Here is a 21693-nt window from a genome sequence, read left to right on the forward strand (position 1 = left end):
GGCGTGAGCCGCCTTCCCATGACCGAGACACGAAAGAAGAGAGCTTAAGTCCATGGCGAAACTGAGTTCGATCAACAAGAACGAGCGACGCAAGGAGCTCGTCAAGAAATACGCGGCGAAATACGAGAAGCTGAAGGCGATCGCGAACGACGAATCGCTTGACGAGACCGAGCGCCTGATGGCCCGGCTCAAGATGGCCGAGATTCCGCGCAACGCGAACCCGACCCGTGTGCGCAATCGCTGCGCCACCACCGGCCGCCCGCGCGGCTATTACCGCAAGTTCGGCATCAACCGCATCGAACTGCGCGAACTCGGCAACCGGGGCATGATCCCCGGCCTGACGAAGTCGAGCTGGTGAGGAACTGACACATGGCTATGACCGATCCTCTGGGTGATATGCTCACCCGCATCCGCAACGGCCAGCAGGCGAAGAAGGACTCCGTCCTCAGCCCTGCGTCCAAACTGCGTGCGAACGTTCTCGAAGTGCTGACCCGCGAAGGCTATATCCGCGGCTATTCCGAAGACGAGAGCGGCAAGCACAAGGCGCTGCGGATCGAACTGAAATATTTCGAAGGCGAGCCGGCGATCAAGCACGTCAGCCGCGTTTCGAAGCCGGGCCGCCGCGTCTATTCGGGCAGTCAGGAGCTGCCGACGGTGCGCAATGGCCTTGGCATCACCATCGTCTCGACCCCGCGCGGCGTGCTTTCCGATGGCGAAGCGCGCGAGAGCAATGTCGGCGGCGAAGTGCTCGCGGAGGTGTTCTGATGAGCCGCATCGGTAAAAAGGCGGTCCCGATCCCCAACGGGGTGACGGCCAATATCGAAGGCGACACGCTGAGCGTGAAGGGGCCGAAGGGCACCCTCACCATGGGTCTGTCCGACCTCATCAGCTACAAAGTCGAAGGCGACGAGATTCAGGTCAACCCGGCGAACGACACCAAGCAGGCGCGCTCCTATTGGGGCATGCAGCGCACGCTGGTCTCGAACCTGGTCGAAGGCGTGACCGAAGGCTTTTCCAAGACGCTCGAAATTTCGGGCGTCGGCTATCGTGCCAAGGCGCAGGGCAAGACATTGAAGCTGGAGCTTGGCTTCAGTCACGATGTCGATCTCGCCGTGCCCGATGGCCTCGAGGTGAAGACCCCGGATCAGACCACGATCGAAATCTCCGGCATCGATAAGCAGGCCGTGGGCCAGTTCGCCGCCGAAATCCGCGAATACCGCAAGCCCGAACCCTACAAGGGCAAGGGCATCAAGTATCGCGGCGAATACATCTTCCGCAAGGAAGGGAAGAAGAAGTAAGATGGCAAAACTTTCCCTCTTCGAACGCCGCCGTCGCCGTGTCCGCAGCGCGCTGCGTGCGCGAGCCGGCGACAAGCCGCGCCTGTCGGTGCACCGCACCGGTCGCCACATTTACGCGCAGATCATCGACGATGCCGCCGGCAAGACCGTCGCCGCCGCTTCGACGCTGGGCGAAAAGTCCAGCGGCGCGAATGTCGACGCCGCGACCAAGGTCGGTAAGGACATCGCCGCAGCCGCCAAGAAGGCCGGCGTGACCACTGTCGTGTTCGATCGCGGCGGGTTCCTGTTTCATGGCCGCGTCAAGGCGCTGGCCGATGCCGCCCGTGAAGGCGGGCTGGAGTTCTGATCATGGCTGACGACAAGAAAACCCCCGAAACCGAAAACGCCCAGGACAAGGCACAGGACAAGGCGGCCGAAAACGCTGCCCCCGAAGTGACCGAGACGGTCGAGGTCCAGGCGGCAAAGGCGGCGGCGAACATGCCAGAGGGCACCGATGCCGCTGCCGAAAAGGCGGAAGTACCTGCCGTGGCGACCACGCCTTCGGAAGCCGCCGACAACCAGAACCCCGCGCAGGAGCCCAGCGCTCAGCCGACGGAGCAACCCCGGAACGATGGCCGCCAAGGCCGCGGTCGCGGTCGCGGCGGTGACAATCGTGGCGGTGGTCGTGGTCGCGGTGGCCGGGACAATCGTCGTGGCGGACGCCGCGAGGAAGAGGACGACGGCATCATCGAGAAGCTGGTCCACATCAACCGCGTCTCCAAGACGGTGAAGGGTGGTAAGCGCTTCGGCTTTGCCGCGCTCGTCGTCGTCGGCGACGGTCAGGGCCGCGTCGGCTTCGGCAAGGGCAAGGCCCGCGAAGTGCCCGAGGCGATCACCAAGGCGACCGCTGCCGCGCGTAAGAAGATGATCCGCGTCGCGCTTAAGGAAGGTCGCACGCTGCACCATGACGGCAATGGCCGCTTCGGTGCCGGCAAGGTCACCCTTCGCACCGCGCCTCCGGGTACCGGCATCATCGCCGGTGGTCCGATGCGCGCCGTGTTCGAAAGCCTGGGCGTTGCCGACGTGGTGACCAAGTCGGTCGGCACCTCGAACCCCTACAACATGATCCGCGCCACCTTCGAAGCGCTGCAGGAGCAGACTTCGCCGAAGTCGGTCGCCCAGCGTCGCGGCAAGAAGGTCGCCGACCTCCTGGGTCGCGGTGGCAAGGTCAGCGAAGCCGAGGCCGAAGCCGACGCCGCGGCAATTGCGGAGTAATCTGAGATGGCAACCATCAAGATCAAACAGATCGGTTCGCCGATCCGCCGTCCCGAAAGCCAGCGCAAGATCCTGGTGGGTCTTGGGCTGAACAAGATGCACAAGGTCGTCGAGCGCCAGGACACCCCCGAGGTGCGCGGTGCCGTCGCCAAGATCCCGCATCTGGTCGAGATCGTGGACTGAATATCTCTCGTGAGTCCCCGCGCAGGCGGGGACCTCCAGCCACTGGTTGAACGCTTGTGGCACGAGATCCCCGCCTGCGCGGGGATTCGCATTTTCTCAAAGCGCGAACAAAAGCGAAAGCGAGTGCAGACATGAAACTGAACGAAATCAAGGACAATCCCGGTGCCCGCAAGGACCGGACCCGCGTGGGCCGCGGTATCGGCTCGGGCAAGGGCAAGACCGCCGCGCGCGGTCAGAAGGGCCAGAAGAGCCGTTCCGGCGTCGCCATAAAGGGCTTCGAAGGCGGCCAGATGCCGCTTCACATGCGCCTGCCCAAGCGCGGCTTCAACAATCCGTTCGGCAAGGATTATGCCGAAGTGAATATCGGCATGGTCCAGAAGTTCATCGATGCGAAGAAGCTCGACGGCAAGAAGGACATTACCGAGGCGGCGCTGCGCGAAGCGGGCCTGGTGCGCGGCGGCAAGGATGGCGTGCGCCTGCTCGGCAAGGGCGAGATCAAGGCCAAGGCCAAGTTCGTCGTGACCGGCGCCACCAAGGGCGCAATCGCTGCGGTCGAAAAGGCCGGTGGCAGCGTCGAAGTGACCGCGAAGAAGACGGAAGCCTCGGCGAAGGACCCGGCGAAGGACAGAGCGGCCTCGGCCGAATAACCCACATCTTTGTCGCCCCGGACAGCCTCCGGGGCGACACTAATTTGGCTTACGGGTTCGACATCTGCGCCCGCGCCACCTATCTTCGTGACAAATGCCGCATCTCACACGCGGCGGACAAGTCCAGGATCGACCCAACATAATGGCTTCACGCGCCGACAATATCGCCAGCAATCTGAGCTTCGGTAATTTCGCCCAGGCGACCGAGCTTCGCCAGCGCATCTGGTTCACGATCGGCGCGCTGATCGTGTTCCGTTTCCTGAGCTTCGTGCCGCTGCCGGGGATCAACCCGCTCGCGCTCGACCAGCTGGCGGCGCAGACGCAGGGGACGATCGTCGACCTGTTCAACACCTTCACCGGCGGCGCGCTCGCCAATATGAGCCTCGTGGCGCTGGGCGTCATGCCCTACATCACCGCCTCGATCGTGGTGCAGATGGCATCCGCGCTGCACCCGACGCTTGCCGCGCTCAAGAAAGAGGGCGCGACCGGGCGGCAGAAGCTGAACCAATATACCCGCTACGGCACGGTCTTCCTCTGCGCCATCCAGGGCTATTTCCTCGCGACGGGCCTCGAGAGTTTCGCCAGCAACCAGGGCATCGCCGCGGTGGTCAATCCGGGGCTGATGTTCCGGATCGGCGCGGTCATCAGCCTGGTCGGTGGCACCATGTTCCTGCTGTGGCTGGGCGAGCAGATCACCAGCCGCGGGATCGGCAACGGCGTCTCGCTGATCATCATGGCGGGGATCGTCGCGCAGTTCCCGACCTTCACCATGAACATGTTCGAAGGCGGGCGCACCGGCTCGATTGCGCCCGGTATCATCATCGCCTTCCTGCTGATGGTGGTGATCCTCATCCTCCTCATAAGCTTCGTCGAGCGGGCGCAGCGCCGCCTGCTGATCCAGTATCCCAAGCGCGCGACGCAGCGCGGCATGATGCAGGCTGATCGCTCGCACCTGCCGCTGAAGCTGAACACCGCGGGCGTCATCCCGCCGATCTTTGCCAGCTCGCTGCTGCTGCTGCCGCTGACGATCAGTTCCTTCGCCGGCAATTCGGTCGACACGACCAGCACGTTTGGCGGCGTCATCGTCACGCTCAACCAGTATCTCGCGCATGGCGAGCCGATCTACATGGCGCTCTACGCGATCGGTATCATCTTCTTCTGCTTCTTCTACACCGCGGTCGTCTTCGATCCGGAAGAGACGGCGGACAATCTCAAGAAGAACGGCGGCTTCATCCCCGGCATTCGCCCGGGCAAGCGCACTGCGGACTATCTCGAATATGTCCTCACCCGCATCACGGTGGTCGGCGCGATCTATCTGACCGCGGTCTGCGTCATTCCGGAATACATGATCGCGCAGACCGGCATTCCGCTGTTCCTGGGCGGCACCAGCCTGCTCATCGTCGTCAATGTGACGGTCGATACGATCAGCCAGGTCCAGTCGCATCTGCTCGCGCACCAGTACGGGGACCTCATCAAGAAAGCGAAGCTGAAAGGCCGTATGCGCTGAGGATGCGCAAGGGGCTTTCGGCTGCTATCGTGACACCGCCTCGGGCGAAGAGGCGGGCGCGCAATCAGGGGATGCTTTTGCCGTGAACATCATTCTTCTGGGCCCGCCGGGCGCCGGCAAGGGGACGCAAAGCGCCGCCCTGGTCGAGCGGCACGGGATGAGACAGCTTTCGACCGGCGACATGCTGCGCGAAGCGGTCAAGGAAGGCACTCCGGTCGGCCTCGAGGCCAAGGCAGTGATGGATCGCGGCGAGCTCGTCTCCGACGACATCGTCTCGCGCCTGGTCGACGAGAACCTCGCCGCGATGCCGGCGGAGCAGGGCGCGATCTTCGACGGCTATCCGCGCACCGCGGGGCAGGCCGACGATCTCGACCGTATTCTCGCCAAGAACGATCGCAGCCTCGACCACGTGATCGAGCTGGAGGTCGACGTCGAGGCACTGGTCGAGCGGATTACCGGCCGCTTCTCCTGCGCCAAATGCGGCGCGCTCTATCACGAGACCGCCAATCCACCCGCCAAAGAGGGCGTGTGCGACGTGTGCCATTCGACCGAGTTCAAGCGCCGGCCCGACGACAACGAAGAGACCGTGCGCACCCGCATGGACGAATATCGCGCCAAGACCGCGCCGATCCTTCCCGGCTACGAAGCGCGCGGCATCGTCCAGCGCGTCGATGGCATGGACGCGATCGAGGATGTCGCCAAGGCGATCGACGCGATCCTGAAATGCTGAGACCGGGCGCTTGTACGGCGCTCGCAGCCGTAGCGCTTGCTGCGCCCGCCACCTCCCCGGTATCCGCCGAAGTCGTTAGCGCCGAGGACGGCCATTTCATCACCCGCGCCGAGGCCGTGGTCGAAGCCGATCGCACCGCGACCTGGCTGGCGCTGATCAGCCCGGCGCGCTGGTGGTCGGGCGAGCACACCTGGTCCGGCGATGCGGCGAACCTCACGCTCACCCCGCAGGCGGGCGGCTGTTTCTGCGAAACCGTTCCGGAAATCGACGAGCCGGGCCGCTTCACGCTCGAAGGCAGCGTCGAGCATATGCGCGTGATTCAGGCTTCGCCCGAAGTCGCTCTGCGCATGGCCGGCGCGCTCGGGCCGCTGCAGAGCGAGGCCGTCACCGGCATCCTCACCATCGCGATCAGCGAGGATGAAGCCGGGCGCGGCACGCGGATCGTGTGGGAATACAATGTCGGCGGGGCGATGCGCTACGAGGTGCCGGTCATCGCGCGCGCGGTGGACGGGGTGATGACGTTGCAGCTGACGCGACTTGCCGATTTGCTGGGCGCGGTCGAGGCACCGTCCGGCGATGCGAGCGAGACCCTCGACGAGCCCGATGCACCGGAAGAGGCTTCCAGTGTCGAAGAGGCTTTCGGCGATATCGACGACGGCGAATAGCCCGCGCTAGCAGCACCAGGTTTCTGCTTCGGGCTGCTTGGCCGATGGCGCAGGGATCGGCGCATTATCCGCGCCATAGGTCGCCGCTGCATCCATCGTGTGGAACATCTCCCACACCACCTGGCTCGGATCGGTGGCCCAGTACTTGTCGCTGCGCGCGTAACAGCAATGCGCGCCTTCTTCCGGCTGCGAAGCGATCTCGGTGCGGGCAAGGCGCGCTTCGAGTTCGGCGAGTTCGGCGGCATCGCCCGCCTGAATGCGAAGGTGGTTGACCCCGGTCGCCATGCTCTCGCGCACGCTGATCGCGAAATTGACGCGGGGGTCTTCGACTTCCCACTTGGCGTAATCCTCTTTGATCACGCTCGGTTCGCAGTCGAACAGCGCGGAATAGAACCGGATGGCGGGATCGAGTGCGGCGACGCTGACATGGATGTGCATTCGTTTCATTGGCTGGCTCCTTCGATAAAGGCGGTAACGTCGAGATCGCCGACGATCGCCGGGCTGGCGCTGCAACATTCGGCCATCAGAAATTGGAGAAGGGCGCGCAAAGTGTCGTAATCGGCGCGGTATATGATGGAGCGTCCATCCCGGCGCGAGGTGACGAGGCCGGCATGGTTCAGCTTCGTCAAGTGGGCGGAAAGAAGGGTGCTGGAGATATCGAGCCTGCGCGCGATGTCTCCCGCAGGCAGACCGGTTTCGCCGGCGCGCACCAGCAGCTTGATCGTCTCGAGCCGGGTCGCTTGCGAGAGCGCGGCGAAACAGGCGAGGGCGGCATTCATTTCCATAATTCAATTAATATTGGAGTATTGCATAGTGTCAACGGTCGCGTGCCAGGCGACTGTGCGAAGCGGCTTCCCGACCCGAATTTTGCGTTGCGACGCGATTGCCGATATGGCCGATGTTGAAAGCGCGGCGCGGCGACCCATATCCATGGCTCGCGACGATGCGTGTCGTGGGCGGTTGACGCAGGCGTCGAATCGCCCTAAGCGCGCGCCTATTCGACAGGTTCGAGTCCGGTCCGGCGGGCACCATCCGATTGGTGTACCACCCGGACTTTTGCCGTTTGTGCCTATCGCACACCCGCGCACAGGCAAGAACGCGTCGATGAATTGAGCGTCGAGATAGGGGGCGGCCTGCTGGCCGCAAAACCCCTGTGGAGCATGGAGAATTAAGTGGCTCGTATTGCCGGGGTGAACATCCCCACCAACAAGCGCGTGATCATCGCGCTCACCTACATTCACGGGATCGGTCGCACGACGGCCGTCCGGATCGCCGACAAGCTCGGCATCGATCACAGCGCCCGGGTTCAGGATCTGACCGACGAGGAAGTGCTGCGCATCCGCGAGACGATCGATGCGGATCATCAGGTCGAGGGCGATCTGCGCCGCGACACCGCGATGAACATCAAGCGGCTGATGGACCTGCGCTCCTATCGCGGCCTGAGGCATCGCAACCAGCTGCCCGTCCGCGGCCAGCGCACGCACACGAACGCCCGCACCCGCAAGGGCAAGGCGAAGCCGATCGCCGGCAAGAAGAAGTAAGCGAACCGGGGCATTCCCCGACACGCTTTTCCCTTCTTTTCCAGACATTAAGGAAACGAGAAAATGGCACGCGAACCCGGCAAAGTAAGGCGCCGCGACAGGAAAAACATCACCAGCGGCGTGGCGCATATTAACGCCAGCTTCAACAACACCATGATCACCATCACCGATGCGCAGGGAAATGCGATCAGCTGGTCCAGCGCCGGCATGATGGGCTTCAAGGGCAGCCGCAAGTCGACGCCCTATGCCGCGCAGGTCGCCGCAGACGATGCCGGCAAGAAGGCCGCCGAACATGGCGTGCGCACGCTCGAAGTCGAAGTGAAGGGCCCCGGCTCGGGCCGCGAAAGCGCGCTGCGCGGTCTCGCCGCGGTCGGCTTCAACATCACCTCGATCCGCGACGTGACCCCGATCCCGCATAACGGGGTTCGTCCGTCCAAGCGTCGCCGCGTCTAAACCCGTCTCGGTGCGGCGATCCTTGCCGGATCGCCGCTTTCCGACAGGGTTCGGTGGCCGCTGACGAGCGCTCCGGACCCGCACTCAAAATCTGAACCCGCTTGACGCAAGCGAATTAGGGGAAATCCATGTCCGTCAATATGAAGAACTGGCAGGAACTCAAGAAACCCAACGCTCTCGAAATCAAGGATGGCGGCGAGAAGAACCGCAAGACCACCTTCGTCGCCGAACCGCTCGAACGCGGCTTCGGTCTGACGCTGGGCAACGCGCTGCGCCGCGTGCTACTCTCTTCGCTGCAGGGCGCGGCGATCACCTCGATCAAGATCGAGAACGTGCTGCACGAATTCTCCTCGCTCGCCGGCGTGCGCGAGGACGTGACCGACATCGTCCTCAACGTGAAGCAGATCGCGCTCAAGATGGAAGGCGAGGGGCCGAAGCGCCTGCAGCTTTCGATGACCGGCCCGGCCGAAGTCAAAGCGGGCGATATTGCCGTTACCGGCGATATCGAGGTGATGAACAAGGACCTCGTCCTGTGCCATCTCGACGAAGGCGCGACGCTCAACATGGAGCTGACCGCCGACGTCGGCAAAGGCTATGCGCCCGCGGTGCAGAACCGTCCGGCCGATGCGCCGATCGGTCTCATTCCGATCGACTCGCTCTATTCGCCCGTTCGCCAGGTGAGCTACAAGGTCGAGAATGCGCGTGTCGGGCAGGAGCTCGATTACGACAAGCTCAGCCTCACGGTCGAAACCGACGGCACCGTCACCCCGGAAGATGCGGTCGCCTATGCCGCGCGCATCCTGCAGGACCAGCTGACGCTCTTCGTCCACTTCGAAGACGGCATCCCGCAGCCGCAAGCCGCGATGATCGGCCAGGCCGCGCAGCCGCAGGAAGACGATGCGAACCAGCTCAACCGCTACCTGCTCAAGAAGGTCGACGAGCTCGAACTTTCGGTGCGCAGTGCCAATTGCCTCAAGAACGACAACATCATCTATATCGGCGACCTGGTCCAAAAGACCGAGGCCGAGATGCTGCGCACGCCGAATTTCGGCCGCAAGTCCTTGAACGAGATCAAGGAAGTGCTCTCCAGCATGGGCCTGCGCCTCGGCATGGACATCCCCGGATGGCCGCCTGAAAACATCGAGGAAATGGCCAAGAAGCTGGAGCAGGAACTGCTCGGCTAAATAGGTTCCGGCGGCGCACCACCCACCGACGGGAAAGCGCCGCCAGCACTGGGCTACCTCAAACGGGCCCTTTTCAAACGAAGGAAATACAAGATGCGTCACGGAATTTCTCAACGTAAGCTCAGTCGCAAGTCGGGCCACCGCACCGCGCTGTTCCGCAACATGTCGGCCGCGCTCATCAAGCACGAGCAGATCCTCACCACGCTTCCCAAGGCGAAGGAACTGCGTCCCTATGTCGAGAAGCTGATCACGCTTGCCAAGCGTGGCGGTCTTTCCAACCGCCGCCTCGCCATGGGCCGCCTCCAGGACGAAACGCAGCTCAAGAAGCTGTTCGACGTTCTGGCCGAGCGTTATTCGGACCGCGACGGCGGCTACACCCGCATCATCAAGGCGGGCTACCGCGACAGCGACAGCGCCCAGATGGCGATCATCGAATTCGTCGACCGCGACGAAGACGCGAAGGGTCAGGACAGTGGCCCCGACATGAGCGAGATGGACGAATACGCCGAGGCGTAAAGAGGCTCTGGCGCGAGTCCCCGCGTAGGCGGGGACCTGGCCGAAGCCCGCGAGAGGTCCCCGCCTACGCGGGGACTCGCATGGGATTTGAAACGGGCCGGCGGAGCGATCCGCCGGCCCTTTTCTTTTGTTCGCCCGCGGCTAGGGTCCTGCCACATGAAGAACGCCATTCTTGCCGCCGCGGCAGCACTTGCTCTTACTTCGCCAAGCCACGCCCAAACCGCGCAGCATCAGCTCGACGAACGCTACAATCGCGCGCTTGCGGCGGGGTACAAGGCGCTATTTCTGTGCAGCGCGATCGCGAATGCGGAGGCAAACGGTACGACCCGCACGCCAGAAAGCGTCCACGAATGGGAGCTTACTGGGATCCAGGCGCCGCTTAATAGGATTGTTCGAGACCTCCCCTACGAGATTATCCGCCGCCCGACCGGCCAGATCGCGCATGTGCAGGTTAGATGGGACGAGGATATGCCGGATCGCTTGGCCGTTTTTGACGGCAAGGATGCAGGATGTTCGGTGCCCCCCGTTGGTGCGCCACCAGGCTTGAGCAATCCGACCGCACCTAAGCCGTGGGAGAGGGAGGAAAGAGAAGATGCCAGAATCCCCTTAGGTCTTCCGCCGGGTCCGCCACCCAGTTTGCCATCGCTCGACGCCGCATTCTCTGACAAGTATGGAAATGGGCGCACCACTGCTGTGGTAGTAAGAGTTTTCGAGAACGGCCGGGTCAAAGCAAACTATGCGAGGTCCGCGCCCGGATTTAGCAGGTACACACCTCAGCGCACTTGGTCGGTTGCCAAAAGCATTGCAGCAACCCTCGTCGGCGCTGCGGTGCATCGCGACGAGATCGATGTGAATGACAGCGCCGGGCTTGGCGTGGACGAAAGCGATCCGCGTCGCGCGATTACCATCGATCACGCCTTACGCATGGCCTCGGGGCGCTATTCGGATACGCCGGGCAATCGCACCGATCCGCTCTATTGGGGCGGTACGAGCGTCGAAGAACGCGCGCAGGATTGGCCGCTCATCTACACACCCGGCAGTGTCTATCGCTACGCCAACAACGATACCCTGGCGGCGATCAAGGCGATCGAGGATACGTTTGCAAACCATCCGCCGGCGGATTTCTTCGCGGAGATCGGCATGACGCGAACGGTCGCCGAACGCGACTGGCGCGGGGATTACGTCCTCTCCAGCCAGGTGTGGTCGACGGCATGGGACCTTGCCGCAATAGGTCAGCTTTACCTGAATGATGGTATGTTGTGGAACGGCACCCGCATCCTGCCCGAAGGCTGGGTCGAGTACGTTTCCAGCCCATCCGGCCCGCAGCCGGAGGGCCGCCCGTTCGGCTATGGGGCAGGCTGGTGGCTCATGAACAGTTCCGAAGGTGTGCCGTCCGATACCTTCGCCGCTTTCGGCAATCGCGGCCAATATGTGGTCGTCGTGCCGAGCCGCGATGTCGTGATCGTCCGGCGCGGGGAGGACATGGTCGGCACCCGTTTCGACATCGCCGCCTTCACGCGCGACGTGCTGGCCGCGCTCGAATAGGGGCATCGCCGCGGGAAGACGCACGTCTTACGGATGAGGTCGGCGGTTCACCGGAACGCCGATAAATCTGAACCCTCGCTGTAAAAATTGCTCACCATGACCTCAGTTTCGTTCAGGTAAACCTCGCTCGCAGTGAACGGACATCCTTCCGCCACCCCAGACGAGGACAAATCCATGACTGCTCTTTCACGGACATTGACCAAAGGGACGTTCGCAGCCGTCGCGGCAGGCGCGATGGCGCTGGCGTCCGCAACCCCCGCCGCTGCCGACGACCGGTTCGACCGCGATCGCGGCGGTATCGGCGCCGAGGAAATCGTCGCAGGCGCCGTCGTCATCGGCGGGATCGCCGCGCTTGCCGGTGCCTTCGACGGCGACCGCGACCGCTGGCGAGACCGGCGCTGGAACGATCGGCGCTGGGACAACCGGCGTTGGAACAACAGGCGCTTCGATCGGCGGGGCCGCTTCGGCGGACGCGGCGACGCCCAGCGCGCCATCAATCGCTGCATCAATGCCGCAGAGCGACAGGCGCGGCGTTTCGGCGGCTGGGGCTTCGCGCAGGTGACCGACATTCGCGACGTCGACTTCGATCGCCGCGGCATACAGGTGCGCGGACGCATGGAAGTGGGCGACAATTTCCGCTTCCGCGATCGGTTCGATCGTGGCCGGTTCCGCTGCGAGCTCGACGGCCGCGGGCGCCCCTTCATCGACTTCGACGGCATTCGCGGACTGCGTTGAGTTCGTCCGGGCGGCATCGCGAGGAGGCGCCGCACCGCCTCCCGGTCTATCCCCGATGTCCCCGGGCGATCCCGGTCCGTAAATGGGCGGTTCAGGCAAGCGCAAGCCTGGACCGCCTATTTCGATGTGCTATCACACACTTATGAAGGGGCGATCGGTGGGCGCCTCCTCGCTGTACGTATCAAAACAGGAGGAGCTTCGATGGCTCACCGCGCAAAATGGATCGGCCTTGCAGGGCTGATCGCCGCCACCTCTCTCCCCGCCACCGGCGCTCACGCCGCCCAAATGCCCGCCACCGGCACGATCGGTTATGCGACATCGGTGCACAGCGCGCTCGCGCAAGGGAATGCGACGGGGCCAGGCGGTGGCTTTTCCTCGAGCAGCTACGATGCGAAGGCCGATACGGCCAACTGGCGCGGCCGCTGGGGCTGGCGGCGCGGCTGGGGTCGCGGGGGCTGGGGACGCGGCTGGCGCGGCGGCTGGCGTCGTCATCGCGGCATTCGCGGCGGCGACATTCTGGCCGGCGCGATCATCCTGGGCGGTATCGCCGCGGTCGCAAGCGCGGCCAACAATCGTCGGCGCGACCGCGACGTCGTGATTGTCGAGCGCGACCGGGTGCGCGACCGCGACTACGATTACCGCCCCGAACGCCGCAACACCCGCCGCAGCACCGATAGCGGCTCGGGCATCGACAACGCCGTCTCGCGCTGCCTCAACGAGATCGAGCGCGACGTGCGGGTCGACAGCGTCGATGGCGCAAGCCGCGTGGCGCGCGGCTGGATCGTTACCGGTACGCTGTTCAACGGCGAAGGCTTCGCCTGCGAGATCGACAATTCGGGCCGGGTTTCGGACATCAATTACACAGGTTTTGCCGAGGCCGCGCCGAGCGGTGCCTTTGCCTCCGCCGAGCGCGCGCCTGCCGGCAACCAATGGTCGGCGGACCGCTATGCGAGCGCGCGCGCCAGCATGGAAAGCGCGCCTTATGACGGGCTGGCGGCGCCAGACGCGGCGCCAGGCGCCATCGACGGCGATCTAGCGCACGCCGACGATGCGAGCGCCGAGCCTCTCCCCGCCTATCCGGGCGGCCCGCTGCCGGGCGAGGAATTCGCCGAGTAATCGCTCGCCTCGCGCTGTTCCGGCGCATGTGATGCAGGGGGCGCGGGCTCATCCGCCGCCCCCGCCGCTTCGCGTGTCCCGTAGCTCGGCAGGCCAAGTTCGAAGCGGATCGCCGCCACGCGCAAGCCTGCGCCCGCGGCAAACGCGCCGATCCAGATCGGCCAGTCGGCGATGGCGGCAAGGTCGGCCAGTTGCATCCCGATCACGGTGAGCGCCGCGCTCAGTGCCGCGGCGGTAACGTAGAGCTCGGGCTGCATGATAATCGAAGGGCGCCCGGCGACGACATCGCGGATCACCCCGCCGACGCAGCCGGTGATGACCCCCATCAGCGCCGCGGGCACCGGCGGGATGCCGTAGGCGAGCGCCTTCGCGCTACCGAGCACGGCATAGGCGGCAAGGCCAAGCGCATCGGCATAATCGAGCAGCCGCCCCTCCCACAATCGCATCGGCGTGAACCAGGTGAGCAGCGCCGTCGCCAGGCAGATTGCCGCGACCCACGGATCGGTCATCCAGAATACCGGCGCGCCGATCAGGAGGTCGCGCAAGGTTCCGCCGCCGACCCCGGTGAGCAGCGCGAAGAACGCCATGGTGACAAAGGTCTGCCGCTCGCGCGCCGCGACCAGCGCCCCCGACAGCGCGAAGACCGCGATGCCCGCCATGTCGAGCAGATCGAGGATCGGAGTGAGGACGGTTTCGTTCATCGCGCCCGCACCCGCGCCCGGCGGCGCCGGAACAGCAGGACGATGCCGAGCACCGATCCTGCAAGAGCGAGAGCGGCGAAGGCGATCAGCACTGGATGGCTCGTATCTTCGCGCTCGTCGAGGTCCATGATGTGGAGGCCCCAGGCCACGTCGAACCAGCGCCACCAGCGGGTGCGCACCGCCTCGATCTCCCCGGTGTCGCGCCCGACATATACATGCGTGCCGTCGGCGAGCGCGACCTGCCAGACCGGGACCGGGCGGCGGAAATCGAACGGCACCGCGTCCGCGTCGAACAGACGCACGCTTGCCACGTCCGTTCCGCCGATAATCTGCCGGGCAACGAGTTCGCGCGCTTCCGTTGCATCGAGGGGTTCGATCAAGCGGGCCGTGCCCGCATCGTAGCGTTCGACCCGGCCGTCCATATGGGTGAGGAAGGTCACCGCGCGCTCCTCCTGCATACGCGTTTCGTAGGAGCGGATCGGAGGTGCGTTTTCCAGCTGGAGGGTGATCGGCATCGGGTTGCTAGGGGGCAGGGCGATGTCAGGCTGCTCCACGCGCAGATGTTCGCCGCGCACTTCCTCGATCGGTTTTGCGACCATCAACAGCCCGCTCGCAGTCCACATCGCGATCGGCACGCCGATCAGCCAGCCGAGCCAGATATGCCACTTGGCGAGAATGCGCATAAGCCCGGTCATGATCGTCTGCGTCGCGCCGCTCCGATGGCTCAGAGGCTTTCGAAAAAGCGATCCTCGGCGTCGTAGTCGAACAGATCCCAGGGATATTCAGCCAGCTGCGGGAAGGCAGCGCGCCAGTTCGCAAGGTCGCGCTCGGTGAGCCATAAGGCCGCGGGGCCGACCTGCTCCGCGTAATCGTAGGTTTCGCCATCAGCACGCAGGAGCTGCGCTTGGCGGGCGTCGACGACGAAGGGTTCGGGCACGGACCAGGGCGTGCGCCCGATCATGCCGGCTTCGCGCAACGGGATCATGGTGACGTCGCTGGCGAGGCTTTTCGCGATCGTCTCGCCGATTTCGCGCACGGTGGGGCTGTCGCAGTCCGCGACGTTGAAAACGCCGCCCTTGTCTTGAGTCGCGGCGGCGAGTGCGGTCCTGGCGATGACCCGCGCGCTGGAGGTCTGGAATTGCGAATCTCCGGCATCGGCGAGCGGGATCTGCTTGCGTCCGTCCATGATGCGCTTGACGAACCAGAGCTCGCGTGGATGGCGCGAATGGGGCCCGTAGACGGCGCAGGGACGCAGGATGGTCGCCCGCTCGCCGAAGCGGACCCGCGCCGCCTCTTCCATGCGGATCTTGCGCGTCGAATAGGTCGCGGGGCCGGGCGCGACGGTGGTTTGATCCTCGGTGATCGGGCCGTCGAATTGGGGATAGCCATTCGCCAGCCCCTCATCGAGCGTGCGCCCCTTGGCATCGCAATAGACGCTCGCCGAAGAGACGACGATCAGCCGCCCGATCGCGGCAGGATCGTAGCGCGCGATGTCCTCTGCGTCGTAGGCGATGGTGTCGAGCACGACATCGGCGGCGGGCGCAGCATCCTCGCCCGCAATGTAGCGTTCGAACGCGCCGTCCCCCGCCGTCCATTCCGGTTCGCTGCGGGCAAGCACGCGAACGTTCCAGCCAGCATCTAGAAAAGCTCCGGCAGCGGCAAAGCCGATCTGGCCCGCTCCGACGATGGCGATTGTCTTGCTCATGACTTCGCTCCCGCTTTTGGGCCTCACTTCCGCTCGATCACATATGGATCGGCTTGCCCTGCACGGCCATCGCCGCTTCCTTGAACGCCTCGGCGTGGGTGGGGTGGGCGTGGCAGGTATAGGCGATGTCTTCGCTGGTGGCGCCAAATTCCATCGCCTGCGCGGCCTGCGAGATCATCGTGCCGGCCAGGCTGTTGATCATCCAGACACCCACCACGCGGTCGGTCTGAGCATCCGCGATGACCTTCACGAAGCCGTCGGTGTCGCGGTTCGCCTTGGCGCGGCTGTTCGCCATCATCGGGAACTTGCCGACCTTTATCTTGGACTTGTCGCCGCCCGCCGCCTCGATCGCCTGTTCCTGCGTGAGGCCCACGCCGGCGATTTCCGGGGTGGTATAAACGACATTGGGGATCACATCGTGGTTCACGATGCCCGTCTGACCGGCGATGTTCTCGGCACACGCAATGCCTTCATCCTCGGCCTTGTGCGCGAGCATGGGGCCGGGGACGACATCGCCGATCGCCCAGATATTGTCGACCTTGGTGCGAAAATCGTGCTCGATCTCGATCTGGCCGCGATTGTTGGTCTGAAGGCCAGCCTTGTCGAGCGCGAGGCCATCGGTGTTGGGACGCCGCCCGATCGAGACGAGCACATGGCTCGCCTCGAGCATTTGCCCGTCACCGCCGTCCGCCTTCTCGATCGACAGCGTGACTTTCTTGCCCTTGATCTCGGCGCCGGTCACCTTGTGGCCGAGCATATATTCGAGACCTTGCTTCTTGAAGATCTTGTTCGCTTCCTTGCGCACTTCCTCGTCCATGCCGGGGAGGATCTGCGGCAGGAATTCGACCACGGTGACCTTTGCGCCCAGACGCCGCCACACGCTGCCGAGTTCCAGCCCGATAACCCCGCCGCCGATGACGACCAGGTGCTCCGGCACTTCGGCAAGGTCGAGCGCGCCGGTCGAATCGACGATCCGCTTGCCCGCATTGTCGACCTCGACGCCGGGTAGCGGGGTGACGCTGGAGCCGGTGGCGATCACGATGTCCTTCGCCGTGTGGGTCGCATCGCCGACCTTGACGGTATGCGCGTCCTCGAAGGCGGCGTGGCCCTTGAGCCAGGTGACCTTGTTCTTCTTGAACAGGAACTCGATCCCGCCGGTGAGATCGCTCACCGCGCTTGCCTTTTCGCCCATCATCTTGGAGAGATCGAATGTCGCCTTGGCGTCGATCCCCCAGGTCGCGAAGTGACCGCCCGCAGCCTCTTCGAATAGTTCCGAGGCGTGCAGCAGCGCCTTTGAGGGAATGCACCCGACATTGAGGCAGGTTCCGCCCAAGGTCTCGCGGCTCTCTACGCAGGCGGTCTTCAGCCCCAGCTGCGCGGCGCGGATCGCGGCGACATAGCCGCCGGGGCCGGCGCCGATGACGAGGACATCGTAGTCGTAATCATGCTCAGCCATTGGAAGTCTCCATGGGGGCGTCCGTCGCTTCGGTGGCACCAGGCTCGCCCGCGACGCAGCTTCTCAGCACCTGTTCGATCCGCGCCCGGTCGATCTGCAACTCGCCATCGGACAGGTCGTTCGCGAAATCATCCGCGCTGCATTCGCAGGCCGGGGTCACGTTTTCGCTCGCAATGCCGAGATTTTCGGCGACCCCTTCGCATTGCGCGAGAAATTGCGTGCGCAGCTCTCCGGCGATCGCATCGCCGGCCATGTCGGTGGCGACGTCGCAGGCCGAAAGCGAGGCGAGGGCGAATAGGGGGAGGATCAGCTTTTTCATGCGGGGGGTCCTTAAAGGTCGATCAGCATTCGGGTCGGGTCTTCGATCGCTTCCTTGATGATCTTGAGCGCGGTCACCGCCTCGCGCCCGTCGATCAGGCGGTGGTCGTAGGACAGCGCGAGATACATCATCGGCTTGATCACGACCTCACCGTTCACCGCGACCGGGCGATCCTCGATGCGGTGGAGGCCCAGGACGGCGCTTTGCGGGGGGTTGATGATCGGGGTGCTCATCAGCGATCCGAACACGCCGCCATTGGAGATGGTGAAGGTGCCGCCGGTCATGTCGGCCATCGTCAGCGTGCCTTCTTTCGCGCGCGCCCCGAAATCGGCGATGTCCTTCTCGATCTGGGCAAAGCCTTTCTTGTCGGCGTCGCGGATGACGGGGACGACAAGGCCGTTGGGCGCGCTGACGGCGACCGAGATGTCGACATAGTCGTGATAGACGATCTCGTCGCCCTCGATATAGGCATTGACGCTCGGCACGTCCTTCAGCGCAAGGCATGCGGCCTTGGCGAAGAAGCCCATGAAGCCCAGGCGAATGTCGTGCTTCTTGGCGAAGACTTCCTTGTATTTCGTGCGCGCCTCGATGACCGCGCTCATGTCGCAATCGTTGAAGGTGGTGAGCAGCGCCGCCTCTTCCTGCGCGCCCTTCAGCCGCTTGGCGATGGTCTGGCGCATGCGGGTCATCTTGACGCGCTCTTCCTTGCGCTCGCCGCTGGTGGCTGCCGGGGCGGGGCTTGGCGAGGGGCTCGGTGAAGGTGCAGGGGCCGGGCTATCCCCCTTGGCCTTCGCCGCGGCAATCACGTCTTCCTTGGTCAGGCGCCCATCCTTGCCGGTGCCCTTGATGGTCGAGGGATCGACCCCGTGTTCCAGCACCGCGCGGCGCACGGCGGGGGAGAGCGTTTGCGTGACCTCCTGATCCTCCCGCTTTTCCTCGCCTTCCGCACGCTTTTCCTGCGAGCGAGCCGGCTCTTCGCCCGTGGTCGCCGCGCCGGTTGCGCCTTCCTCGATCACCGCGATCACCGCGCCTACTTCCACGGTGTCGCCGACCTCGGCCCGGTGTTCGGACAGCACGCCGGCAACGGGCGAGGGCACGTCGACCGCGACCTTGTCGGTCTCCAGACTCGCGATCGGCTCATCGGCGGCGACCGCGTCGCCGGGCTGTTTCAGCCATTCGCCGATCGATCCTTCGGTAACCGATTCCCCCAATGCCGGGACGGTGATTTCAGTGGCCATTATCGTATTGTCCTAGATCTTCGTGAAATTCGTGTCAGTCGGAAAGGCCCAGCGCTTCGGCGACCAGGCGCTTCTGCTGTTCGACATGGCGGCTGGCGAGACCGGTCGCGGGCGAGGCGGCGGCCTCGCGCCCGGCATAGGCGGGGCGCTTGCCCTCATGCCCGGCGGCGGCCAGCGCATCCTCGATCTGGTTCTGGACGAAGAACCAGGCGCCGTTGTTCTTGGGCTCTTCCTGGCACCAGATCAGCTGCTCGAGGTTCGTCATCCGTCCCAAACGCTTCGCCAGCGGATCGCCGGGGAAGGGATAGAGCTGTTCGATCCGCACGATCGAGACGTCCTCCAGACCCTCTTCCTCGCGGCGTTCGTGGAGGTCGTAATAGACCTTGCCCGAACACAGGATGAGGCGCTTGACCTTGTCGTCGGCGACCTCCCTCAGATCGGACTTGATCCGCATGAAATGGTGCTTGCCCTGGAACTCCTCGCGCGAGCTCTTGGCCAGCGGATGACGCAGCAGCGATTTCGGCGTCATGATGATCAGCGGTTTACGGAAAGACCGCAGCATCTGGCGCCGCAGCACGTGGAAGTAATTGGCCGGCGTCGTGATGTTGCAGACCTGGATATTGTCGCTCGCGCACAATTGCAGGAAACGTTCGAGCCGGGCGGAGGAATGCTCCGGCCCCTGACCCTCGTAACCGTGCGGCAGCAGCATGACGAGCCCATTTGCGCGCAGCCATTTGGCTTCGCCGGACGCGACATACTGATCGATCATGATCTGCGCGCCATTGGCGAAGTCGCCGAATTGCGCCTCCCACAAGGTCAGCGTCTTGGGATCGGCCATGGCATAGCCGTATTCGAAGCCGAGCACGCCATATTCGCTGAGCGTGGAATCGTGCACTTCGAACTTGCCGTGCGGCAGCGTCGATAGCGGCACATATTTGCTCTCGCCCGACTGGTCGACCCAGACGGCATGGCGCTGCGAAAAGGTGCCGCGCCCGCTATCCTGCCCCGACAGGCGGACATTGTAGCCCTCCATCACGAGGCTGCCAAAGGCGAGCGCTTCGGCCGTCGCCCAGTCGAAGCCGCCCTCTGTAGGATCCTTCGCGCCAGAGGCGAACATTTCTCCCTTGGCCTTGAGCACGCGGCCCAGGGTGCGGTGTATGTTTACGTCATCGGGCACTTCGGTCAGCGTGCGGCCCAATGCGTCGAAGGTCTTGTCCTCGATGGCGGTTTCGACATTGCGCCGCGCGGTCTCGTCGTCGGCTGGCTTGTTGAGTCCGGACCAGCGACCGCCGAACCAGTCTGCCTCGTTGGGCTTGTAACTTTTGGCGGCGGCGAATTCCTCTTCGAGCATGCCGACGAATTCATCCGCGATCTGCTCGCGCTCGCCATCTTCGATAACTCCTTCGGCAAGCAGACGCTCTTCGTAGACGCGGCTGACTTTGGGGTGTTTCGAAATGACATCGTACATCAGCGGCTGGGTGAATTTGGGCTCGTCGCCCTCATTGTGGCCGAAGCGGCGATAGCACCACATGTCGATTACGACGTCGCGGTGGAAACGCTGGCGATATTCGACCGCGAGCTTGCAGGCGAAGGTCACCGCCTCGGGATCGTCGCCATTGACGTGCAGGATCGGCGCCATGACGCCCTTCGCCACGTCGCTCGGATAGGGCGAGGAGCGGGCGAAATTGGGCGAGGTGGTGAAGCCGATCTGGTTGTTGATGATGAAGTGGATGCAGCCGCCCGTATCGTAGCCGGGCACGCCGGAAAGGGAGAGGCTTTCCCACACCACGCCTTGCCCCGCAAAGGCGGCATCGCCGTGGATCAGGACGGGGAGCACCTGCTCCTTGTTCTGAAGATCGTCGCGAATGAATTGCTGCGCGCGTGTCTTGCCCAGCACCACCGGGTTGACGGTTTCCAGGTGCGAGGGGTTGGGGACGAGGCTCATGTGAACCGAAATGCCGTCGAATTCGCGGTCGGTGCTGGTGCCGAGGTGGTATTTGACGTCGCCCGATCCGCCAACGTCTTCGGGGTTGGCGCTGCCGCCGGAAAATTCGTGGAAGATCACCTTGTAGGGCTTGGCCATCACGTTCGCGAGCACGTTCAGCCGCCCGCGATGGGCCATGCCGTAGATGATCTCGCGCACGCCCGCTGAGCCGCCATGCTTGATGACGGCTTCGAGCGCGGGGATCATGGACTCCCCGCCATCGAGGCCGAAACGCTTGGTCCCGACATATTTCTTGCCGAGAAATTCCTCGTACTGCTCGCCGCGCATCACGGCGGCGAGGATCGCCTTCTTGCCCTCGGGCGTGAACTGGATGGTGTCGCCCGGGGACTCGAACTTGTCCTGAAGGAAGCGGCGTTCCTCGGTGTCGGCGATATGCATGTATTCGAGGCCGACCTTGCCGCAATAGACGACGCGCAGCCGATCGCGCAGCGCGCCAACGGTGGTCCACTCCATGCCGAGCACGCCGCCGACATATACCTCCTCGGCCTCCTTGCCTTCGAGCCCATGAAAGCGAAGCGTCAGGTCGGCCGGCGTTTCGCCGCGCTTGGTCGAAATGCCGAGCGGATCGAGATCGGCGTCGAGATGCCCGCGCACGCGGTAGAGCCGCACCAGCTGCATCGCGCTGATCGAAAGCTGCGCAGCGCGCTCGATACTGGCGGGATCGATCGGCTTGCCCGCCGCCGTGGCCGCCTTGCCGACAGCGTCCTTCGCCGCGAGCACCATCTGCGTCGGATCCATCGCCGCTGCGAGGTCCGCATCCGCATCCGCGACCTCGGCGAGCCATTCGGGATTGGCCCAGGAGGGCCCGGGCTGCGGGCCTTCCTGATCGGTCATCTGCGGGATGAATTGGGTGCTTTGCTTGTTCATATTACCGCACTCGCTTACGATTTTCCGC

General features: G+C 64.3%; 26 protein-coding genes. 17 read left to right on the forward strand and 9 right to left on the reverse strand.

Annotated features, from left to right (window positions below; all coding sequences use genetic code 11):
- Nucleotides 1-52 precede the first annotated feature (52 nt).
- The 10 genes from rpsN (at nucleotide 53) to V2I30_RS14085 (ending at nucleotide 6284) form a co-directional block, all read left to right on the forward strand.
- Nucleotides 53-358 carry a 30S ribosomal protein S14 gene (gene rpsN / locus V2I30_RS14040; RefSeq protein ID WP_330662808.1) on the forward strand — a complete coding sequence of 102 codons (306 nt, stop codon included), beginning with the start codon at nucleotides 53-55 and terminating at the stop codon, nucleotides 356-358.
- 11 nt (nucleotides 359-369) lie between these two features.
- On the forward strand, nucleotides 370-765 hold the full coding sequence (rpsH, locus tag V2I30_RS14045; RefSeq protein WP_330662809.1) for a 30S ribosomal protein S8: 396 nt from the start codon (nucleotides 370-372) through the stop codon (nucleotides 763-765).
- The gene (gene rplF / locus V2I30_RS14050) at nucleotides 765-1298 is read left to right on the forward strand and encodes a 50S ribosomal protein L6 (protein WP_330662810.1); all 534 of its coding nucleotides are present in this window, start codon (nucleotides 765-767) and stop codon (nucleotides 1296-1298) included. Before rpsH ends, rplF begins: the two co-directional genes overlap by 1 nt.
- A 1-nt stretch (nucleotide 1299) precedes the next feature.
- Nucleotides 1300-1644, forward strand: a complete 345-nt coding sequence (gene rplR, locus V2I30_RS14055) for a 50S ribosomal protein L18 (protein ID WP_330662811.1) — start codon at nucleotides 1300-1302, stop codon at nucleotides 1642-1644.
- Complete coding sequence (gene rpsE / locus V2I30_RS14060) at nucleotides 1644-2552, forward strand: 30S ribosomal protein S5 (protein ID WP_330662844.1); 909 nt, start codon at nucleotides 1644-1646, stop codon at nucleotides 2550-2552. Before rplR ends, rpsE begins: the two co-directional genes overlap by 1 nt.
- 6 nt (nucleotides 2553-2558) lie before the next feature.
- Complete coding sequence (rpmD, locus tag V2I30_RS14065; protein WP_330662812.1) at nucleotides 2559-2735, forward strand: 50S ribosomal protein L30; 177 nt, start codon at nucleotides 2559-2561, stop codon at nucleotides 2733-2735.
- A gap of 131 nt (nucleotides 2736-2866) precedes the next feature.
- On the forward strand, nucleotides 2867-3382 hold the full coding sequence (gene rplO, locus V2I30_RS14070) for a 50S ribosomal protein L15 (RefSeq protein ID WP_330662813.1): 516 nt from the start codon (nucleotides 2867-2869) through the stop codon (nucleotides 3380-3382).
- A 142-nt stretch (nucleotides 3383-3524) separates the two neighbouring features.
- Nucleotides 3525-4889 (forward strand): preprotein translocase subunit SecY, encoded by a 1365-nt coding sequence (secY, locus tag V2I30_RS14075; RefSeq protein WP_330662814.1) that lies wholly within the window; start codon nucleotides 3525-3527, stop codon nucleotides 4887-4889.
- An 82-nt stretch (nucleotides 4890-4971) separates the two neighbouring features.
- A complete protein-coding gene (locus V2I30_RS14080) occupies nucleotides 4972-5619 on the forward strand; it encodes an adenylate kinase (protein ID WP_330662815.1) in 648 nt (215 codons plus the stop codon).
- Nucleotides 5613-6284, forward strand: coding sequence for an SRPBCC family protein (locus V2I30_RS14085; RefSeq protein WP_330662816.1), 672 nt, complete (start codon nucleotides 5613-5615; stop codon nucleotides 6282-6284). The genes V2I30_RS14080 and V2I30_RS14085 overlap by 7 nt, the downstream gene beginning before the upstream one ends.
- Before the next feature lie 6 nt (nucleotides 6285-6290).
- Here V2I30_RS14085 and V2I30_RS14090 read toward each other — a convergent pair whose 3' ends face one another.
- Together V2I30_RS14090 and V2I30_RS14095 are read right to left on the reverse strand one after the other, a co-directional pair.
- On the reverse strand, nucleotides 6291-6731 hold the full coding sequence (locus V2I30_RS14090; protein WP_330662817.1) for an ArsI/CadI family heavy metal resistance metalloenzyme: 441 nt from the start codon (nucleotides 6729-6731) through the stop codon (nucleotides 6291-6293).
- A complete protein-coding gene (locus V2I30_RS14095) occupies nucleotides 6728-7063 on the reverse strand; it encodes an ArsR/SmtB family transcription factor (protein WP_330662818.1) in 336 nt (111 codons plus the stop codon). The genes V2I30_RS14090 and V2I30_RS14095 overlap by 4 nt, the downstream gene beginning before the upstream one ends.
- A 393-nt stretch (nucleotides 7064-7456) precedes the next feature.
- Here V2I30_RS14095 and rpsM point away from each other — a divergent pair, with 393 nt between their 5' ends.
- From rpsM to V2I30_RS14130, 7 genes are all read left to right on the forward strand, one after another.
- Complete coding sequence (gene rpsM / locus V2I30_RS14100) at nucleotides 7457-7825, forward strand: 30S ribosomal protein S13 (RefSeq protein WP_330662819.1); 369 nt, start codon at nucleotides 7457-7459, stop codon at nucleotides 7823-7825.
- A 63-nt stretch (nucleotides 7826-7888) separates the two neighbouring features.
- Entirely contained in the window at nucleotides 7889-8278 is a 390-nt protein-coding gene (rpsK, locus tag V2I30_RS14105; RefSeq protein WP_007164597.1) for a 30S ribosomal protein S11, read from the forward strand.
- 128 nt (nucleotides 8279-8406) lie between these two features.
- Nucleotides 8407-9462, forward strand: coding sequence for a DNA-directed RNA polymerase subunit alpha (locus tag V2I30_RS14110; RefSeq protein ID WP_330662820.1), 1056 nt, complete (start codon nucleotides 8407-8409; stop codon nucleotides 9460-9462).
- A gap of 93 nt (nucleotides 9463-9555) precedes the next feature.
- Nucleotides 9556-9978: a 50S ribosomal protein L17 gene (gene rplQ, locus V2I30_RS14115; RefSeq protein ID WP_330662821.1), complete on the forward strand. Its 423-nt coding sequence runs from the start codon at nucleotides 9556-9558 to the stop codon at nucleotides 9976-9978.
- Between the two features lie 87 nt (nucleotides 9979-10065).
- Nucleotides 10066-11523 (forward strand): serine hydrolase domain-containing protein, encoded by a 1458-nt coding sequence (locus V2I30_RS14120; RefSeq protein ID WP_330662822.1) that lies wholly within the window; start codon nucleotides 10066-10068, stop codon nucleotides 11521-11523.
- Nucleotides 11524-11697: 174 nt separating this feature from the next.
- Nucleotides 11698-12258 carry a hypothetical protein gene (locus tag V2I30_RS14125; RefSeq protein WP_330662823.1) on the forward strand — a complete coding sequence of 187 codons (561 nt, stop codon included), beginning with the start codon at nucleotides 11698-11700 and terminating at the stop codon, nucleotides 12256-12258.
- Between the two features lie 201 nt (nucleotides 12259-12459).
- Nucleotides 12460-13374 carry a hypothetical protein gene (locus tag V2I30_RS14130; RefSeq protein ID WP_330662824.1) on the forward strand — a complete coding sequence of 305 codons (915 nt, stop codon included), beginning with the start codon at nucleotides 12460-12462 and terminating at the stop codon, nucleotides 13372-13374.
- Here the strand turns inward: V2I30_RS14130 and V2I30_RS14135 are convergent.
- Genes V2I30_RS14135 through V2I30_RS14165 form a run of 7 tightly spaced genes read right to left on the reverse strand, consistent with a single transcriptional unit; the run spans nucleotide 13332 to nucleotide 21665 of the window.
- Nucleotides 13332-14075 (reverse strand): trimeric intracellular cation channel family protein, encoded by a 744-nt coding sequence (locus tag V2I30_RS14135; protein ID WP_330662825.1) that lies wholly within the window; start codon nucleotides 14073-14075, stop codon nucleotides 13332-13334. The genes V2I30_RS14130 and V2I30_RS14135 overlap by 43 nt on opposite strands.
- Complete coding sequence (locus tag V2I30_RS14140) at nucleotides 14072-14770, reverse strand: PepSY domain-containing protein (RefSeq protein WP_330662826.1); 699 nt, start codon at nucleotides 14768-14770, stop codon at nucleotides 14072-14074. Before V2I30_RS14140 ends, V2I30_RS14135 begins: the two co-directional genes overlap by 4 nt.
- 29 nt (nucleotides 14771-14799) lie before the next feature.
- Nucleotides 14800-15780 (reverse strand): NAD-dependent epimerase/dehydratase family protein, encoded by a 981-nt coding sequence (locus V2I30_RS14145; protein ID WP_330662827.1) that lies wholly within the window; start codon nucleotides 15778-15780, stop codon nucleotides 14800-14802.
- Between the two features lie 37 nt (nucleotides 15781-15817).
- The gene (lpdA, locus tag V2I30_RS14150; protein ID WP_330662828.1) at nucleotides 15818-17236 is read right to left on the reverse strand and encodes a dihydrolipoyl dehydrogenase; all 1419 of its coding nucleotides are present in this window, start codon (nucleotides 17234-17236) and stop codon (nucleotides 15818-15820) included.
- A complete protein-coding gene (locus V2I30_RS14155; protein WP_330662829.1) occupies nucleotides 17229-17555 on the reverse strand; it encodes a hypothetical protein in 327 nt (108 codons plus the stop codon). The genes lpdA and V2I30_RS14155 overlap by 8 nt, the downstream gene beginning before the upstream one ends.
- Before the next feature lie 11 nt (nucleotides 17556-17566).
- Nucleotides 17567-18793, reverse strand: coding sequence for a 2-oxoglutarate dehydrogenase complex dihydrolipoyllysine-residue succinyltransferase (odhB, locus tag V2I30_RS14160; protein WP_330662830.1), 1227 nt, complete (start codon nucleotides 18791-18793; stop codon nucleotides 17567-17569).
- 34 nt (nucleotides 18794-18827) lie between these two features.
- The gene (locus V2I30_RS14165; RefSeq protein ID WP_330662831.1) at nucleotides 18828-21665 is read right to left on the reverse strand and encodes a 2-oxoglutarate dehydrogenase E1 component; all 2838 of its coding nucleotides are present in this window, start codon (nucleotides 21663-21665) and stop codon (nucleotides 18828-18830) included.
- Between the last annotated feature and the right edge of the window lie 28 nt (nucleotides 21666-21693).

The sequence above is a fragment of the Erythrobacter sp. genome (assembly GCF_036351135.1).
GTDB lineage: Bacteria > Pseudomonadota > Alphaproteobacteria > Sphingomonadales > Sphingomonadaceae > Erythrobacter.

Excerpts from the sequence above, each read along its gene's own strand:
- V2I30_RS14110 (WP_330662820.1), top strand. The coding sequence starts at position 8,407 with ATGTCCGTCAATATGAAGAACTGGCAGGAACTCAAGAAACCCAACGCT.
- rpsK (WP_007164597.1), top strand. The coding sequence starts at position 7,889 with ATGGCACGCGAACCCGGCAAAGTAAGGCGCCGCGACAGGAAAAACATC.
- V2I30_RS14090 (WP_330662817.1), bottom strand. The coding sequence starts at position 6,731 with ATGAAACGAATGCACATCCATGTCAGCGTCGCCGCACTCGATCCCGCC.
- rpsH (WP_330662809.1), top strand. The coding sequence starts at position 370 with ATGGCTATGACCGATCCTCTGGGTGATATGCTCACCCGCATCCGCAAC.
- V2I30_RS14165 (WP_330662831.1), bottom strand. The coding sequence starts at position 21,665 with ATGAACAAGCAAAGCACCCAATTCATCCCGCAGATGACCGATCAGGAA.
- secY (WP_330662814.1), top strand. The coding sequence starts at position 3,525 with ATGGCTTCACGCGCCGACAATATCGCCAGCAATCTGAGCTTCGGTAAT.
- V2I30_RS14095 (WP_330662818.1), bottom strand. The coding sequence starts at position 7,063 with ATGAATGCCGCCCTCGCCTGTTTCGCCGCGCTCTCGCAAGCGACCCGG.
- V2I30_RS14085 (WP_330662816.1), top strand. The coding sequence starts at position 5,613 with ATGCTGAGACCGGGCGCTTGTACGGCGCTCGCAGCCGTAGCGCTTGCT.
- rplR (WP_330662811.1), top strand. The coding sequence starts at position 1,300 with ATGGCAAAACTTTCCCTCTTCGAACGCCGCCGTCGCCGTGTCCGCAGC.
- V2I30_RS14125 (WP_330662823.1), top strand. The coding sequence starts at position 11,698 with ATGACTGCTCTTTCACGGACATTGACCAAAGGGACGTTCGCAGCCGTC.
- rplQ (WP_330662821.1), top strand. The coding sequence starts at position 9,556 with ATGCGTCACGGAATTTCTCAACGTAAGCTCAGTCGCAAGTCGGGCCAC.
- V2I30_RS14140 (WP_330662826.1), bottom strand. The coding sequence starts at position 14,770 with ATGACCGGGCTTATGCGCATTCTCGCCAAGTGGCATATCTGGCTCGGC.
- rplO (WP_330662813.1), top strand. The coding sequence starts at position 2,867 with ATGAAACTGAACGAAATCAAGGACAATCCCGGTGCCCGCAAGGACCGG.
- odhB (WP_330662830.1), bottom strand. The coding sequence starts at position 18,793 with ATGGCCACTGAAATCACCGTCCCGGCATTGGGGGAATCGGTTACCGAA.
- V2I30_RS14155 (WP_330662829.1), bottom strand. The coding sequence starts at position 17,555 with ATGAAAAAGCTGATCCTCCCCCTATTCGCCCTCGCCTCGCTTTCGGCC.
- lpdA (WP_330662828.1), bottom strand. The coding sequence starts at position 17,236 with ATGGCTGAGCATGATTACGACTACGATGTCCTCGTCATCGGCGCCGGC.
- V2I30_RS14135 (WP_330662825.1), bottom strand. The coding sequence starts at position 14,075 with ATGAACGAAACCGTCCTCACTCCGATCCTCGATCTGCTCGACATGGCG.
- rpmD (WP_330662812.1), top strand. The coding sequence starts at position 2,559 with ATGGCAACCATCAAGATCAAACAGATCGGTTCGCCGATCCGCCGTCCC.
- V2I30_RS14130 (WP_330662824.1), top strand. The coding sequence starts at position 12,460 with ATGGCTCACCGCGCAAAATGGATCGGCCTTGCAGGGCTGATCGCCGCC.
- rplF (WP_330662810.1), top strand. The coding sequence starts at position 765 with ATGAGCCGCATCGGTAAAAAGGCGGTCCCGATCCCCAACGGGGTGACG.
- V2I30_RS14145 (WP_330662827.1), bottom strand. The coding sequence starts at position 15,780 with ATGAGCAAGACAATCGCCATCGTCGGAGCGGGCCAGATCGGCTTTGCC.
- rpsN (WP_330662808.1), top strand. The coding sequence starts at position 53 with ATGGCGAAACTGAGTTCGATCAACAAGAACGAGCGACGCAAGGAGCTC.